Source organism: Shewanella sp. SM29 (assembly GCF_025654245.1).
In the GTDB taxonomy this organism is placed as follows: Bacteria; Pseudomonadota; Gammaproteobacteria; order Enterobacterales; family Shewanellaceae; genus Shewanella; species Shewanella oncorhynchi.
Genome location: NZ_JAKKRN010000004.1, coordinates 119,148 through 133,529 on the forward strand (window position 1 = coordinate 119,148; position 14,382 = coordinate 133,529).

General features: G+C 45.8%; 13 protein-coding genes and 1 pseudogene. 9 read left to right on the forward strand and 5 right to left on the reverse strand.

All coding sequences use genetic code 11. The features are described 5' to 3' along the window. Nucleotides 1-337: 337 nt before the first annotated feature. On the forward strand, nt 338-2,050 hold the full coding sequence (locus L5L77_RS04100) for a formate--tetrahydrofolate ligase (RefSeq protein WP_263163658.1): 1,713 nt from the start codon (nt 338-340) through the stop codon (nt 2,048-2,050). A gap of 85 nt (nt 2,051-2,135) precedes the next feature. On the opposite strand, the pseudogene L5L77_RS04105 reads toward L5L77_RS04100, so the two are convergent. Further along, nucleotides 2,136-3,794, reverse strand: a pseudogene (locus tag L5L77_RS04105) (mechanosensitive ion channel family protein). Between the two features lie 233 nt (nt 3,795-4,027). On the opposite strand from L5L77_RS04105, the gene L5L77_RS04110 reads away from it, so the two are divergent. Next, nucleotides 4,028-4,357 carry a hypothetical protein gene (locus L5L77_RS04110; RefSeq protein WP_105250300.1) on the forward strand — a complete coding sequence of 110 codons (330 nt, stop codon included), beginning with the start codon at nt 4,028-4,030 and terminating at the stop codon, nt 4,355-4,357. A gap of 146 nt (nt 4,358-4,503) precedes the next feature. Here L5L77_RS04110 and L5L77_RS04115 read toward each other — a convergent pair whose 3' ends face one another. Continuing rightward, nucleotides 4,504-4,629, reverse strand: a complete 126-nt coding sequence (locus L5L77_RS04115) for a hypothetical protein (protein WP_105250299.1) — start codon at nt 4,627-4,629, stop codon at nt 4,504-4,506. Nucleotides 4,630-4,917: 288 nt separating this feature from the next. Between L5L77_RS04115 and L5L77_RS04120 the strand changes: the two genes are divergently transcribed. The 6 genes from L5L77_RS04120 (at nt 4,918) to rraB (ending at nt 9,791) form a co-directional block, all read left to right on the forward strand. Beyond that, a complete protein-coding gene (locus L5L77_RS04120) occupies nt 4,918-5,208 on the forward strand; it encodes an ABC-type zinc uptake system zinc chaperone (protein ID WP_263163656.1) in 291 nt (96 codons plus the stop codon). A gap of 81 nt (nt 5,209-5,289) precedes the next feature. Next, nucleotides 5,290-6,474: a hypothetical protein gene (locus L5L77_RS04125; RefSeq protein ID WP_263163654.1), complete on the forward strand. Its 1,185-nt coding sequence runs from the start codon at nt 5,290-5,292 to the stop codon at nt 6,472-6,474. Further along, nucleotides 6,458-7,366, forward strand: coding sequence for a metal ABC transporter solute-binding protein, Zn/Mn family (locus L5L77_RS04130; RefSeq protein ID WP_173913152.1), 909 nt, complete (start codon nt 6,458-6,460; stop codon nt 7,364-7,366). The genes L5L77_RS04125 and L5L77_RS04130 overlap by 17 nt, the downstream gene beginning before the upstream one ends. A 4-nt stretch (nt 7,367-7,370) precedes the next feature. Beyond that, nucleotides 7,371-8,171, forward strand: a complete 801-nt coding sequence (locus L5L77_RS04135; protein ID WP_263222126.1) for a metal ABC transporter permease — start codon at nt 7,371-7,373, stop codon at nt 8,169-8,171. A 162-nt stretch (nt 8,172-8,333) separates the two neighbouring features. Next, on the forward strand, nt 8,334-9,077 hold the full coding sequence (locus L5L77_RS04140) for a 1-acylglycerol-3-phosphate O-acyltransferase (protein ID WP_105250295.1): 744 nt from the start codon (nt 8,334-8,336) through the stop codon (nt 9,075-9,077). A gap of 306 nt (nt 9,078-9,383) precedes the next feature. Continuing rightward, on the forward strand, nt 9,384-9,791 hold the full coding sequence (rraB, locus tag L5L77_RS04145) for a ribonuclease E inhibitor RraB (RefSeq protein ID WP_113939164.1): 408 nt from the start codon (nt 9,384-9,386) through the stop codon (nt 9,789-9,791). Nucleotides 9,792-9,873: 82 nt separating this feature from the next. Here rraB and L5L77_RS04150 read toward each other — a convergent pair whose 3' ends face one another. Then, nucleotides 9,874-10,848, reverse strand: a complete 975-nt coding sequence (locus L5L77_RS04150; RefSeq protein WP_113939163.1) for a sensor domain-containing diguanylate cyclase — start codon at nt 10,846-10,848, stop codon at nt 9,874-9,876. A gap of 18 nt (nt 10,849-10,866) precedes the next feature. Next, nucleotides 10,867-11,862, reverse strand: coding sequence for a response regulator (locus L5L77_RS04155; RefSeq protein WP_028759518.1), 996 nt, complete (start codon nt 11,860-11,862; stop codon nt 10,867-10,869). A 562-nt stretch (nt 11,863-12,424) separates the two neighbouring features. Here L5L77_RS04155 and L5L77_RS04160 point away from each other — a divergent pair. After that, nucleotides 12,425-13,231: a crotonase/enoyl-CoA hydratase family protein gene (locus L5L77_RS04160; protein WP_131523955.1), complete on the forward strand. Its 807-nt coding sequence runs from the start codon at nt 12,425-12,427 to the stop codon at nt 13,229-13,231. A 35-nt stretch (nt 13,232-13,266) separates the two neighbouring features. Here the strand turns inward: L5L77_RS04160 and L5L77_RS04165 are convergent, their stop codons facing one another. Next, nucleotides 13,267-14,169: an alpha/beta hydrolase family protein gene (locus L5L77_RS04165; RefSeq protein WP_263182562.1), complete on the reverse strand. Its 903-nt coding sequence runs from the start codon at nt 14,167-14,169 to the stop codon at nt 13,267-13,269. Nucleotides 14,170-14,382: the final 213 nt, after the last annotated feature.

Consider the following 14,382-nt stretch of genomic DNA (forward strand, 5'->3'; position numbering starts at 1 on the left):
AATAATACATACAACCACGGCGCCTTCTGGCGCCGTTGTTGTTTATGGTTGTTGCTTTTGAGAAACAAAAATCAAGGTACGCTGTGACCCATAGATGCCTACCAGATACTGAACCATTGCTAATGACTGAGCTCGATCTCATTGGCGGCGACGGCGCTCTTGAGCCGCTCGAACGCAGGACAGATTATTTGATGCAGATTAAGGAATCGCTCATTAACCCTTTCGATGGCTATATATCTTAAAGCCAATCACCTAATATCCGCCCTATTCAATGAGTGTTGTGCTTAGCAACCCCTCATACTAAACCAAAGCGTATTTGAAAGGGAGAAATCGACGCATGCTGACAGATATGGATATTTCGAATCGCGCTAGCCTAAAAGACATTAATGAACTGGGCGCCGACTTAGGTCTATTACCCGAAGAGATGATGCAATTTGGTCACACTAAAACCAAGGTCGAGCTCAGTGTGTTGCAGCGTTTAGCTGGGCAACGCAAAGGAAAATTGATTATCGTCACCGCAGTCACGCCTACGCCTCACGGTGAAGGTAAAACAGTGACGAGCATTGGCTTAACGCAAGCGTTAAATGCCATAGGTAAAAAGGCCTGTGCCTGTATTCGCCAGCCCAGCATGGGGCCTGTATTTGGGGTGAAAGGTGGTGCTGCGGGTGGCGGTTATGCGCAAGTGGTACCCATGCAGGAGATGAATTTGCATCTCACGGGTGATATTCATGCCGTGAGCAGTGCCCACAATTTAGGGGCTGCAGCGATTGCGGCGCGGCTATTTCATGAAGCGCGCTTAGGTAAGGCGGAATTTGAGGCGCAATCTGGGCAAGCGTTTTTGGATATAGATCCCAGTGAGATCCGTTGGCACCGAGTGGTCGATCACAACGATCGTTGTCTTAGGCAAATCCAGGTGGGCTTAGGCGATAATAATGGCCCAGAGTACGCCTCCAGTTTTGATATCACCGCCGCCTCTGAGTTAATGGCGATTTTAGCCTTAAGTCATAATTTGGCGGATATGCGGGCGCGAATAGGTCGTCTAGTGCTGGCATTAAATACTCAAGGGCAAGTGATCACAGCCGAAGACTTAGGTGTCGCTGGTGCGATGACGGCCATCATGGCGGATGCGATAAAGCCGACGTTAATGCAGACTTTAAATGGTTCACCTTGCCTGATCCATGCGGGACCCTTTGCCAATATTGCCCACGGTAATTCATCCATTATTGCTGATGATATCGCCCTCAGACTGGCGGATTTTGTGGTGACTGAAGCTGGTTTTGGATCAGATATGGGCTTTGAAAAGTTCTGTAATATCAAAGTGCGTCAATCGGGTCAGGTGCCCGCTGCCGCTGTGCTGGTCACTACTTTAAAAGCGCTGAAGGCCAATAGTGGTTTGGTGTCTGCGTCAGATATCAATCTACCAGATCAGGCTCGACTCGAAGCGGGCTTTGAAAATTTAAACTGGCATATCAACAATGTGGCTCGATATGGTATTCCTGTGGTGGTTGCCATTAACCGTTTCGCCATTGATACTGATGCCGAGTTGCAATGGCTAACTGCGGCTGTTAACGCGAGCAGCGCCTTTGGCTGTGAGGTCAGCGATGCTTTTAGCCAAGGGGAGGCGGGCGCTGTCGCCTTAGCGCAGACTGTGGTTCGCGCCGCTGAAACCGAGAGTCAGTTCAAGCTGTTATATTCAGATGAAGCCTCATTGGAGGCTAAGTTATCCACCTTAGCCGAAGTGGGGTATGGCGCAGCGGGCGTTAGCCTTTCTATCGAGGCCAAACAACAGGCGCAGCAGCTGGCCGTATTAGGTTATGGACATTTGCCCCTGTGTATGGCCAAAACGCCGTTATCAATTAGTCACGATCCTAGCTTAAAGGGCGTTCCTCAGGACTTTGAGATCCCAGTGCGTGGTTTAGTCTTGCATGCTGGTGCGGGGTTTATTACCGCCTTGGTGGGGAATGTGATGACTATGCCAGGACTTGGGCTGAAACCGGGTTACTTAAAAATTGATATTGATGCGCAAGGTGAGATAGTCGGCTTAGGCTAACACTTGATGCAGAGATTTATAGGCCAGAGATAAAAAATAAGGGCGAGCTCATTGCAACGCCCTTCTTCTCTCATTTAACGCTGGTTTAAAGCGGTGATTTCGTAGTTTGATAGATATGCACATCACGCTGTGGGAAGGGAATACTGATCCCTTCGGCGTCAAAGCGCATTTTCACTTCGCGGGTAATGTCCCAATACACTTCCCAGTAATCTTCCGGTTTTGCCCAAGGGCGAACGATAAAGTCGACCGAAGATTCGCTCAATAGATGTAGTTTAATCGTCGGTTCTGGCAATGGTTGTACCTTAGGATGCGCTTCGACGATGGACTTGAGAATCGCTTCAGCCTGTTCGATGCTGTCGCTATAACTGATCCCAAAGGTCATATCGACTCGACGTTGATGCTCAGCTGTGATGTTGTTAATTGTGTCACCCCAAATCTTATTATTAGGAATAATAAGACGTTGGTTATCCATGGTTTTAATCGTGGTGGAGACAAGGCTCATGTGACTGACGCGTCCGGTGACGCCAGCGGCGTTGATCAAATCGCCCACATCATAGGGACGGTAAATTAAGATCATCATGCCTGAGGCGAAATTCGACAGGGTATCTTGCAGGGCAAAACCAATAATAACACCCGCGATACCAAAGCCTGCGAGCAAGGGACCAAGTTCGATCCCAAGCTGTGAAAGGGCGATTAACAGCCCGATAGTAAAGACGGCTTTACCTGATAGCGAGGTGAAGAAGTCTTGTAATAACTTACTTAAATTCAACTTAGAATTGCTAACGGTATTTTTCACTATCTGTTTGGCTAACTTGCCGGCGAGACCCGCAATAAACAAGATCAAACAGAAAACAAATAACTTAAACACGACGGTTGGGCCGTGATTAATCGCTTGTTCTTGTGCCGTATTTAGCCACTGCTCAACGAGACTTGATGCCACATCAAAGTTCAACACATCTTGAGTTATATCACCTGAAACACTAAAGAGTGTCTTTTTCAGCGCGGCGGTATCATGGCCTAAGGCGTCGAGTAGGCTGATGTCGATATTTAAGCTCTGACTATTTTGTGCTAAGCGTTCCTTTAGCATCATTACGTGGCTGGTTTGTGCCGAAGTGACATCTTTACCTGCATTAGTTGCGGTATCGATTGCTGTTTGTAGTTGTTGCTGGGTATAAGTCACTAAACTTTCTAGCGTATCGGCACGAGCAACTAAAATTTGCATCAGTGATTTTTGTGCTTCGCTAATATCTTGGCCAACTTGTTCGAGCCAACTGAGCGTCTCGAGTTGTTGCTTGTAATAGGTGTCTTTTTCTAATTCGCGCTTTGATATTTCCAGCAGAGTCGCATCATCTGTGCTCGAACCTAATTGCTGTTCCAATTTACTAATGTTGTCATCGATATAAGCATCAATTTGTTGGATGTAGTTAAGTTGTCCTTGGATTAATGGCTGCAGAAAAGCCTTGTCGATTGGCGTTGCTTCGAGCAGATCTTTAATCTTATTACGTAACTGTAAGGTTTTGTTTTAAATTCGATATTCAACAATTGTCTTCAATTCGCCTTTGGCATTTTTTAGTTTACGTATATCCGTATCGATAGCCTGTTGCAGCATTGCCAGTTCTGCCTTGAGCGTTACAGGAGTGCTTAATGGGCTTTCGATTGCAGCGACAGGTTCAGTTTGCGCTTGGGATGAAAGGCTCAGTAGTGGTATTAGCAGGGCAAACACGAGAGCGAGGTAGCGGTGCATAGGAGTGATCTTAAGTAGAAATATGTCTGAGTATGATAGATGTTGCCGGATTTACTGTAAAATATCTGCGAGTGAAATAGCCCTTGGAATTAAACTTTTTGGGAAGGGTTGATTTGAGCTTAACCTTGAGTGCGGTGCTTTATCTGCTTTTTCCGACATTTTGGGTATTTACAGGCCGAACTCTAGTCGGTATCTGGTAAACTTGCGCATCGTTATTTAGGAATCGTGTTTTCATGTTGTGTTCCCATTGTAATCAGTACATCAAGGTCAGTGACATTAGCCAGCAAAGAGGCAAAGGTTTCGACGCTCAAGTGCGTTGCCCCCATTGTTCGGCTTGGTTAGGCCGCAGTCCAACATTGGCTAAACTCAAGTTATTAGGATTTTATTTGAGTGTATTTACGGCGGGATACAGTTACTTTGATGCCTCTGTGCGGTATTTTGCGATCCCTGTAATGATTTTTTCGTTGATGTTGTTGTTTGTGAGCCATTTTATGGATCAAGTCATCACCATTGAAGCGCCAGAGCAGGTCGATGATAGCGATCAAAGACAGAAGTATCGTTAGGCTAATAAGTGGATTCGTCATGGATAGGAAAATCGGCGATACAATTTTCCAGAGACGAACATCATTTGAGCGCCTTTAGCAGGCGCTCAAAATGCAACGAAGAGGGTTTAAGGGGTGAACTGCAGCCGCGGTTAATGAGTCTTTGTTTACTGCACGACTTGTTCTTGACTCGTTAAAGAGTGCTCAACGTAATAAATACCACCAAATATCACCGCGCTGAAGATGACTATCCCTAAGATAAGCCCTAAGTTTTCACGAAAAAATGCTAGCATAATAGTTGCCTTTAGGTGGATAAAACGGAGCCATATCGAGCTTGATTTCGTCATTGTGCTCGCAGACATAAAAACTAAATACACTATAGTTACACTCACTTAAGCTAATCTTAAATGCGTTTTTTTACCTGTGTCCTGGCAAGATCCTACCGCTATTGAAACAAGAAGTTATTGGTAAGACTGGGTACCTCAAATATCTTGTAACCTTTTGCAAAGCGATTACCTTATTGCAACTTGCTATGGCACTGACATAGACTTATGCAACTTTTTAACTATGGGGACGACTGAGTGAGACTTAAAAGTCACATTAGACGCACAATTTCGATATGGCTTGCTGCCGTACTGATATTGCTGTCTCTTGCTGCCTCAGCCCATAGTGTGACCCATCTTGATGATGGCGCTAAGACTCACTGTACTCTGTGCTTCCATCAGCACCAACTCAACAAGATTTTATTGACCCATCCGCTGACGCTGAATTTAGCTATACAGCATTTAGATGTGGTCGAATTTATTTTACCTTCCTCTATTTTTGAACACGTCAGTGTTTATCGCAGTCGTGCGCCTCCCTTCGCTCTCTAAATCAACTTAAAATTTTAACTTATTGTATTTCTTGATGACTTTATATCGGTCGTCGAGTGCTAGTTGTATTTTGGAGATATCATGAATGTTTTAAATACCCGAATTTCTTTGGTGGCTTTGGCGTGTGCGCTCGTTTCGCCTAGCTTATTTGCAGAAGACTCGAGCTTGACCAACCCTAATATCAGTGGTGTGCTAAATGGATATTATCAGACGGGAGAGCGCCCATTAGCCGAGAGTCCAGATGGCTTTGGTTTAGGTGAAACTGAACTGGCGATGAGTGCCAATATCGATGATATGTTTTACGGTAAAATCACCGCAGTAGTTGAAATGCATGACGGTGAGACTGAACTGAATCTGGAAGAAGCCTTTATTCAAACCATGGCAATGCCAGCGGGGTTTTCTATCCGTGGTGGCCGTTTCTTATCGGACATTGGTTACCTCAATAACCAACATTTACATACTGATTCCTTCACCGACCGTCCTGTGGTTTACCGTGCATTCTTAGGGGGACATTATTTTGATGACGGTATACGTTTTAACTACGTAGCGCCGACGGACTTGTATTGGACCATGGGCGTTGAAGCCTTTAAAGGCGATAGTTTACGTGCTGCCGATGAGCATGGTGAGCGTGAGTTTAAGAAGGTCGGCGTTTATACCTTGTACTCAAAAATTGGTGGCGACATAGGCGATAACAGCTCATGGCAAGCGGGGTTGAGTTACTTGCGCAACGAAAATGGCCAAGTGACTGCCCATGAAGAAGGGGAACATGAAGATGAGCATGCCCATGGTGATGAGCACGAAGGTCATAGCCATGCCGCATCTTACACAGGTAAAAATACCTATGGTGCTGATTTTGTTTATAAGTGGGCGCCTAACGGTAACTACAAATATCAAAATCTCACTGTGAGCGGTGAGTACTATCGCGTGAGCGATTTTACACCTATCGATTTACATCCTGAGGATGCACCGAGCCAAGATTACCACCAAGGTTGGTATCTGAGCAGTGTGTACCAATTCACGCCGAGCTGGTCAGCGGGGGTGCGTTATGGTGAAGCTGATACCCAAGAGCTCCATGGCGATCATTTTCATGGGCAAAAGTTGAAGGAATCTGAGGTGAGTTTGGCTTGGCATTCTAGCCACTTCTCGACGGTTCGTTTCCAGTATACCAATCAAAAGGGTACTAACTTCGATGGAATAGAAGACGATAACATCTTCACTATTCAATACATTATGTCTCTGGGGGCTCACGGTGCGCATCAATTCTAATTTAGCTAAATTGGCCGCAGTGGCCTTATCTGTCACTTATACTGGTTTGGCCCATGCCGAGCTGAATGTGTTTGCCTGTGAACCTGAATACGCGGCATTGACCAAGGAGCTTGCTCCAACGGCTAGCATCTATTCGGCAACGACGGCATTACAAGACCCTCACCAAGTGCAGGCGCGTCCGAGTTTGATCGCTAAAATGCGTCAGGCGGATCTTGTGGTGTGCGCAGGTGCCGATCTTGAAGTGGGTTGGTTGCCTATGCTGCAGATGAAGTCGGCAAACGCAAAAGTGCGCTCGACCGAGCAAGGCTTATTTTTCGCTGCCGATCAAATCGAAACTTTAGATAAACTGGCCAGTGTCGATCGCAGCATGGGGGATGTGCATGCTCAAGGCAATCCACATATTCATTTTGACCCGACGCGACTGTTAAAAGTCGCCACGGCACTGAGTGCTAAGCTGACTCAGCTAGATCCTGCTGGTGCGGCAGATTATCAACAGTCACTGGCAGATTTTACCACTCGCTGGCAAGCCGCAGTCCCGCGTTGGGAAGCGCAAGCTAAGGGATTACAAGGTAAAAAAGTGATCGCTTACCACTCAAGCTTTAGATACTTATTCAACTGGATTGGTATCGAGCAAGTGGCAGATTTAGAGCCAAAACCGGGTTTAGCTCCCACTAGCGGTCACTTAGCGAGTCTGCTGACGCGCGCCGAGCAGGGGGATATTCTGGCCGTAGTTGTGGCATCTTATCAGGATGAACGCGGTGCAAAATGGCTGGGTGAAAAAGCGAACTTGCCCGTGGTAATGCTGCCTATGTCTGTGGGGGGGAATGATAAGAGCCAAGATTTATTTAGCCTGTATGACAGCGTGATTTCCCTCTTAAATGGAGTGAAATAAACCTATGTTTGATCTTGAGCTGATGTCGATTCTGTTACCTGCATTGGCAGCGGGGATCTTAGTGTTGTCGACGCATATTGTACTTGGGAGACAAGTGCTTAAGCGTGGCATCATCTTTATCGATTTAGCGATAGCGCAAGTTGCAGCCTTAGGTGCCATCGTCGCTCACATGGATCACAGATTAGAAGATATCCCTTTTTCTAATGTGTGGATGCCCGCTGTATTTGCCCTTGCTGGTGCAGGTTTTATCGCTTGGTTAGCTAAGCGGATGGCGGGTGAGTTAGAGGCTATGATTGGCTGCTTTTACGTCTTGTCTGCGGTAGCCGCAATGCTGTTGCTGGCAAACGACCCACATGGCGCCGAGTTGTTAAAGCAATTGATGTCAGGTCAGATCCTGTGGGTGAGTTGGTCACAACTGATTTTGCCGGCTGTAGTGTATTCACTGGTGTTATTAGCGATATTCCTGCGCCCCCAGATGTTGGACGGGGCAGGATTTTATCTGCTATTTGCGCTAGTGATTACCTTATCGGTTGAATTAGTAGGCGTTTATCTGGTGTTCAGTACCTTGATATTGCCAGCTTTAGCGTTGAACAAGTACCGTGGTAAAGGTCGGCTATTTTACGCTTACCTCGTCGGTTTACTGGGCTATGTTTTGGGCTTAGTTCTGTCGGCGACCTTAGATCTCCCTAGTGGTGCGGCAATTGTCGCAACTTTGGCCGTGAGTGCCTTAGTTATCCGCTTTGTGTTAAGTAAAGTCTCACCTCAGGCAACTGAGCCTGAAATCTTACCCAAGCACCACGCTTAGTTCGATATTAATCTTAAAGCCCATCGATACACTGGAGGTTCAGTATATCGATGGGCTTTTTTTGCTTGCTTGTTAGCAAGTCAGCTTACAGATGTAAACAATATATTGAGTCCCAAAGCCATGGTGGCTATACTGTCGCCACTTTTACAGTCGGAGTAAATCGTGCTTTTAATCGTCAGATCAATGTTGTTGGCGGTATCCTTGTTGCTTGCCTTTATTTTTGGTGGCTTAGTGTGTTTATTAAGGCCTCGCCATCGCGACAATGTACATATGTTCGCCAAGATCTTCTCATCGGTTGCGCCAATCCTTGGGATTAAAGTGATTGTTCGCCGGCACGAAGATGTGCAGGATGGCCCGTATATTTTCTTAGCAAATCATCAGAATAACTTTGATCTCTTTACTCATACGACAGCAGTTCCTAAAGGTACAGTGAGTTTAGGCAAGAAGAGTTTGGCGTGGATGCCGCTATTCGGTCAAATCTATTGGTTGTCAGGTAATATTCTTATCGACCGTAAAAACCGTCACAGTGCCTTTGATACTATGGCTAAAACGGTTGAAAAAATTAAGCAGAAGAATCTATCCGTATGGATTTTTCCTGAAGGTACACGTTCGCGTGGGCGTGGTCTGTTACCTTTTAAAGCGGGAGCTTTCCATACTGCAATCGCGGCGGGAGTACCAGTGGTGCCAGTGGTTGCTTCGTGTCAGAGCCATATTAAGTTAAATCGCTGGAATAACGGTGTCGTCATCATCGATATGATGGCACCTGTGCCGACCGCAGGTTTAGATAAAGCCGATGTGAAAAACTTCTCTGCGCAAATTCATGCCAGTATGTCGGCGAGATTTGCTGAGATAAATCAAGAAGCGGCAGCACTTATGGGTAAAACTCTCGCGAGTGATGACGTATAATATACCCAAGCTACCTGAAGATACGAGTTTCAGAGCGCCTAGGGTGTTTCAATTCAAGGCGCATCAATGAAAGAATGTCGGTCACCTTTTGAATTGATGCAACACGGAAATGGAGTGCCCTAGGCGCTCCGTCCCGGCGGGTTTTAAAGCACTTTATGCTGAGTTGGTTATTTTTAACTTAGCCCGCTAGGTCTGCAAATAACCGCCTTACCTAAAGTGCGTTAAATTCCCGCTGAATCCTGCATCTTCAGGTTGTTTGGGTATAATGCCAATTTGAGCCAGATTTACCTTAACGGAGACAAATCCATGTCTATTGAAAGTCAGTTAAAAGCCCAACTTGCAGAGAATCGTGACATAGTGCAAGCCCTGCTTGACGATGGCTCAGAGCCTGATGCGGAATATGTTATTGAGCATCACTTTTCATCGACCAATTTTGACCGTCTTGAAAAAGCGGCTGTGGACGCCTTCAAATTAGGTTTTGAGGTGAATGATGCCGAAGAAATGGAACTGGAGGATGGTTCAATTATCTTCTGTTTCGATGCTGTCGCACACCACAAACTGGATGTTGAATTACTGGACAAAGCGGCCGAGCAATTGCTGCAATTAGCGGTAAAGCAGAAAGTGGAATATGACGGTTGGGGTACCTATTTCGTCGGCGATGAAATGGATGACGAAGAAGATGAAGACGAAGAAGATGATGGTTTTCCTCATTAATTCGTTGGCGGATCTCGAGTTTAATCTTCACTCGTTTTAAATAAAAATGCCCATCATTGATGGGCATTTTTATTGGGTATACTTAGGATTTACTTGTTTTACTCGTATGTAAAACACTGCAGTTACGGCCTTTTTGTTTCGCTTCGTACAGGGCTTTATCGGAGCAGGAGATCCAGCTAGAACTGCTGGTAATATGGGAGCCAATTTCACATACGCCTAAACTTACCGTCACAGTAATCTTAAGGCTTTCATACACTATGACGGATGCGGCGATTTTCTCCCTGAGTCGCTCGGTAAAGTTCATCGCATCTGCGCCGCTGGTTTTAGGCAATACAACCGCAAATTCTTCGCCGCCATAACGCCCTGCACAGTCGGTATCACGTAAGGATTGGCTGAGTAAGTGCGCAATATGCTGAATGACTTTATCACCCGCCACATGACCATAGCTGTCGTTGATATGTTTAAAGTTATCGATATCTATCATGACTAAACTTGCCATACCTGAGTAGCGGGCATACAAGTCGTACTCGTGGTCTAAACACTCTTGCCAATGACGACGATTATGCAACTGAGTTAGACCATCGGTTTGGCTAAGGCGTTCGAGTTGCTCGTTGGCAGCTTTAAGTTGCAATTTGTTGATGGCGATATCTGTCACGTCATAAATAATCACACTGATATGGGTCACTTGTCCCGTGAGCGATGCCAGCGGCAGCAGGGTCACGTTCTGGTACATATAGTCTGCACGGCCTGTAATCGGGCGATAGTTTTTAAATTGGAAAACGTACGGACGTTGTTCCCAGCTAATAAAAGCACGGTTTTTAAGCATGAAAACCGATTCCATTTTCTGCTTTAACCAAGTGGCAGGCAGATCGGGGAAGCGGGTAAATAGGTTTTGACCTTTGATCGAATTAGGGGAAACACCGCTGTGATTCTCCATAAAACCGTTCCACAGCTGGATATTGTAATGGCGATCTAATACCACTAATCCCACCTCTATGGTTTGTACCATATCGATGAGCCAGTGTAGTTCGTTCATTGCGCTTTGGTCATTTGACATAGGATAAAATCCAACTGGTTAATCGAGTAAATAGCCGAGTTTATAGCTAAGTGTGGGGATAGAATCCTCGGTGAAGAGCAGTAGCAAATCGCATTGAATATTATGATCTTCAATCCGATAGTTGATCTCCATTGCCAAAGTTCGGTGCCATTTCTCTGAATTATCATGGATCAGATCGTTAACCGTGCAGTGCCGTCCCAGCACGACAGGGTGAGCCTGACTAAATTTCATGTCGAGCTGTTCAGAAATGCCGTTAAGGAAAGCGCCTATCAGTACGTTTCCAGTATCAATTAGGACTTCTATCTCAGTATTTTTGTCCTCTGGATTAGCTAATCCCATCAGCTTGGCCATGTCTTTAAAGCTGGAATCATGGAACAAAAGTAGGGCCTCTCCCGCAATACCCGCTCCGATAAAACCTTGGCAGAGCGCGGATACGGTTGAGCTTTCTTCCGTGGCTTTGAGCGCCATGGTTAACTCACTGACTTCAAGCACGTTCACATTAGGGATAGGTAGTAACACGAATACATCGAGTAACTTAGCTAACAGATCGGCGGCGCGTCCCATGGCAACGTTGGCTATTTCTTGGCAAGCGTCGCGCATGTCGACTTTGATCATCGGGACTTCGTCGGTGAGATCTTTCTGCGTCAGCGTTAAGATGCCGTAATCTTGCAAAATGTTGCTGATGGCATCGGCGCTCACCGGTTTTTGAATAAAATCTAACGCACCCAAGGCTTTAACCCGCTCGTGAGCTTTGATTTGAATATCGCCAGATACCACAATAATCAGCGCGGGTAAGTCCTGTTGCTGCACGGTTTGCAGTACTTCATAACCGTCCATTACAGGCATGTTGAGATCGAGAAACACCACTTCGCCTTTTCCAGCGCGGATAGCATCAAGGCCTTCGGCACCATTGGTCGCATAAGTTATTTCCACATCCCACTCTTTGGGTAGTGTGCGGGCCATTTGCTTACGTGCCATGGCGGAATCGTCACAGATGAGTACAGATATTGACATGCTGACTAGTGATCCTTATTTGCCCATTTATTGAAGATAACACTTATTTTTTAGGTCTGACTGACGAATTGCGTTCTTCGGGCAAGTCTGATTAATATCTTTTATATGTAACTTATAGATATCATTGATAAATTTATATTTTCTGATGTCATTAAAATTTGAATCATTGTTGAATCAAATCATGCAGAATCTTAAATCGAACTAGCTAATGTTGAGTAAATAACAAGGATATAGTGACTAAAAAAGGACTATAGAATCCATATATTGCTGCCCAATCATCCTTCGTTGCAGGTAGCATTGCGATACTGGTGTCGATTATTAGCAGTTAAATAGCTAGCGGTTAAATACGTTTAATTATTGAGCTTGCTAAGTCTATCTAATCGAAAAATACATTAGGATTACTGCACGTAGTGATGACAGCCTAACATAAGTTGCCTTCAATCCATGATGGAATTGGCAATATTTTGACTTAAGTCAAAAAACAGACTCATGTTATATCTTTTAGTGAATTATGCCAAACGTGTTAACATTTATTCTGGACTGACCAGTAACGGAATATTTCATGAGTGGCCAAAGTGTGCAAGTTAAAATCGATGATGGCATCGCCTACGTGTTGCTTAATCGTCCTGAAAAAATGAATGCTATTAACTATTTAATGTTTAGTGAGCTTGACTGCGCGATTAAAAGTATTAAATCCAATCGTGCGGTGCGAGCCGTGATCCTCTCGGGAGCGGGTGGGCATTTTAGCTCTGGGCTCGATGTCAAAAGCGTCATGTCGGCACCGATGCAGGCAGTTAAGTTACTGTTTAAGGGTTTACCGGGGAATGCGAATTTGGCACAGCGGGTGTCACTAGGTTGGCAAACCTTGCCTGTGCCAGTGATTGCCGTGCTTGAGGGCTGTTGCTATGGCGGCGGTATGCAGATCGCTTTAGGCGCAGATGTGCGTATTGCTAGCCACGACAGTAAGTTATCTATCATGGAAGCGAAATGGGGACTCGTGCCAGATATGGCGGGTTTAGTCGCATTAAGGCAAATTATGCCTAAGGATCAAGCCATGTTACTTAGCCTGACGGCAAAAGTGCTTGAGAGTCATGAAGCGCTGGCCTTAGGACTCGTGACACAAGTGAGTGAGACGCCCATGGAAGCCGCTGAGCAATTGGCGCGGCAACTGATGCAAACCTCACCGGATGCAGCTGCGGCCATCAAACTTAGCATTAATCGCAGTTGGACTGCTTCTATCCGTAGCCTGCTGTGCCGCGAGTCTATTAGTCAGATTCGGTTATTGTTAGGCAAAAATAGCAAGATAGCGGCGACGCGTCAGCTGAAAGATCCGCAGAAACCCTATCGGGATCGTCAATCGGGTTGGTAATGCTATTTTGTCTGAATTAGCTTGAATCGCCGTTTTTACTGCGCGCCGCTCATTCGGGCAGAAAAGCCTTTGATCGCATTTAAGCAATTCTGCCATGCGCTCTCGTTATCTAAATTGAGCGCTAGGGTAGTTTGGCGATAGTTAGGGCTTTCTAAGGTCACCGCGAGTTTTTTGCGATTGTCGGCTGTTTCTAATGAGGCTGGGTGACCGTCTGGTGATTGAATATCTAAAATGGGCAGCGTAAGTTTTGCCAGTTGCTCCGCGAGTGCTTGATTACGCTGTTCGTCTTCTCGATAGGGATTGATGACAATCAGCACATCGGGATCGGCAATCTTCTTCTGGCTTAATAGGCTAATCAATAATCCTGCACTTTGGTCGGCGGTGATCAAAATACGTTTTCCCGCATAATCTGCACCGACGGCATCTAACTGCGACATGCTTTTGACGAGAAAATCTTCCTGCTCTTGCTGGTGCTTGCTGTTATCTTCGGGCTTGATTTTAGGGCTTGGTTTGTTGGACGGTGAGCTTAATTGCGCGGCGCCAGGCGAGGTCACTTCAGTGGCGGCGGTAGCAAAGTTAGCTGCGGGCATTTCAGTTGGCGGAGTTAAACTTAAGCTGGCCCAACCGGCAGGATTGATATTGCGGCGTACAAACGCCATCAATCCAGGCGCGTCTGCGGTACCATTGGTGGCGGGCAGGATTATCGCCGCACCAAGTTTCTTTTTACCTTCCCATGGTCGCACTAACAAATCGTAGGGCTTATTATCAATCGTGATTTGTTTAATTTCATTTGTGGGTAGATAGCTGTGATTCGACTTTTTGGCACTGATTTCGGCTGGCGCAGATGTTGGCGGAGTTGTTGTCGTGTCTGCCGCGTAGGTAGCGATGGTTGTGATGCCGAGAATGAGGCAAAAGAGGAGTGAAAGAATGCGCGGCATAGAATTGATAACCACCTGTGTAGTCTCATAAATTCATCAGTGTTTGAGTATAACCTGAACAATTACCAAAAAGTGAATTTTCCTCGCCAAAGAATTGCACCTGTCATTTAGTATAAAAAGCCACTTGTAATAAGAGGCCACTTGGAATCGAAAGCCACAGGGCACAAAAAAGCCCAACGCTGAGGCTGGGCTAATTGATGGAAACCTGCTGTT

What these genes read in the sequence shown, in the direction of transcription:
- L5L77_RS04100 (WP_263163658.1), top strand. Translation starts at nt 338, where the DNA reads ATGCTGACAGATATGGATATTTCGAATCGCGCTAGCCTAAAAGACATT.
- L5L77_RS04110 (WP_105250300.1), top strand. Translation starts at nt 4,028, where the DNA reads ATGTTGTGTTCCCATTGTAATCAGTACATCAAGGTCAGTGACATTAGC.
- L5L77_RS04115 (WP_105250299.1), bottom strand. Translation starts at nt 4,629, where the DNA reads ATGCTAGCATTTTTTCGTGAAAACTTAGGGCTTATCTTAGGGATAGTC.
- L5L77_RS04125 (WP_263163654.1), top strand. Translation starts at nt 5,290, where the DNA reads ATGAATGTTTTAAATACCCGAATTTCTTTGGTGGCTTTGGCGTGTGCG.
- L5L77_RS04135 (WP_263222126.1), top strand. Translation starts at nt 7,371, where the DNA reads ATGTTTGATCTTGAGCTGATGTCGATTCTGTTACCTGCATTGGCAGCG.
- rraB (WP_113939164.1), top strand. Translation starts at nt 9,384, where the DNA reads ATGTCTATTGAAAGTCAGTTAAAAGCCCAACTTGCAGAGAATCGTGAC.
- L5L77_RS04150 (WP_113939163.1), bottom strand. Translation starts at nt 10,848, where the DNA reads ATGTCAAATGACCAAAGCGCAATGAACGAACTACACTGGCTCATCGAT.
- L5L77_RS04155 (WP_028759518.1), bottom strand. Translation starts at nt 11,862, where the DNA reads ATGTCAATATCTGTACTCATCTGTGACGATTCCGCCATGGCACGTAAG.
- L5L77_RS04160 (WP_131523955.1), top strand. Translation starts at nt 12,425, where the DNA reads ATGAGTGGCCAAAGTGTGCAAGTTAAAATCGATGATGGCATCGCCTAC.
- L5L77_RS04165 (WP_263182562.1), bottom strand. Translation starts at nt 14,169, where the DNA reads ATGCCGCGCATTCTTTCACTCCTCTTTTGCCTCATTCTCGGCATCACA.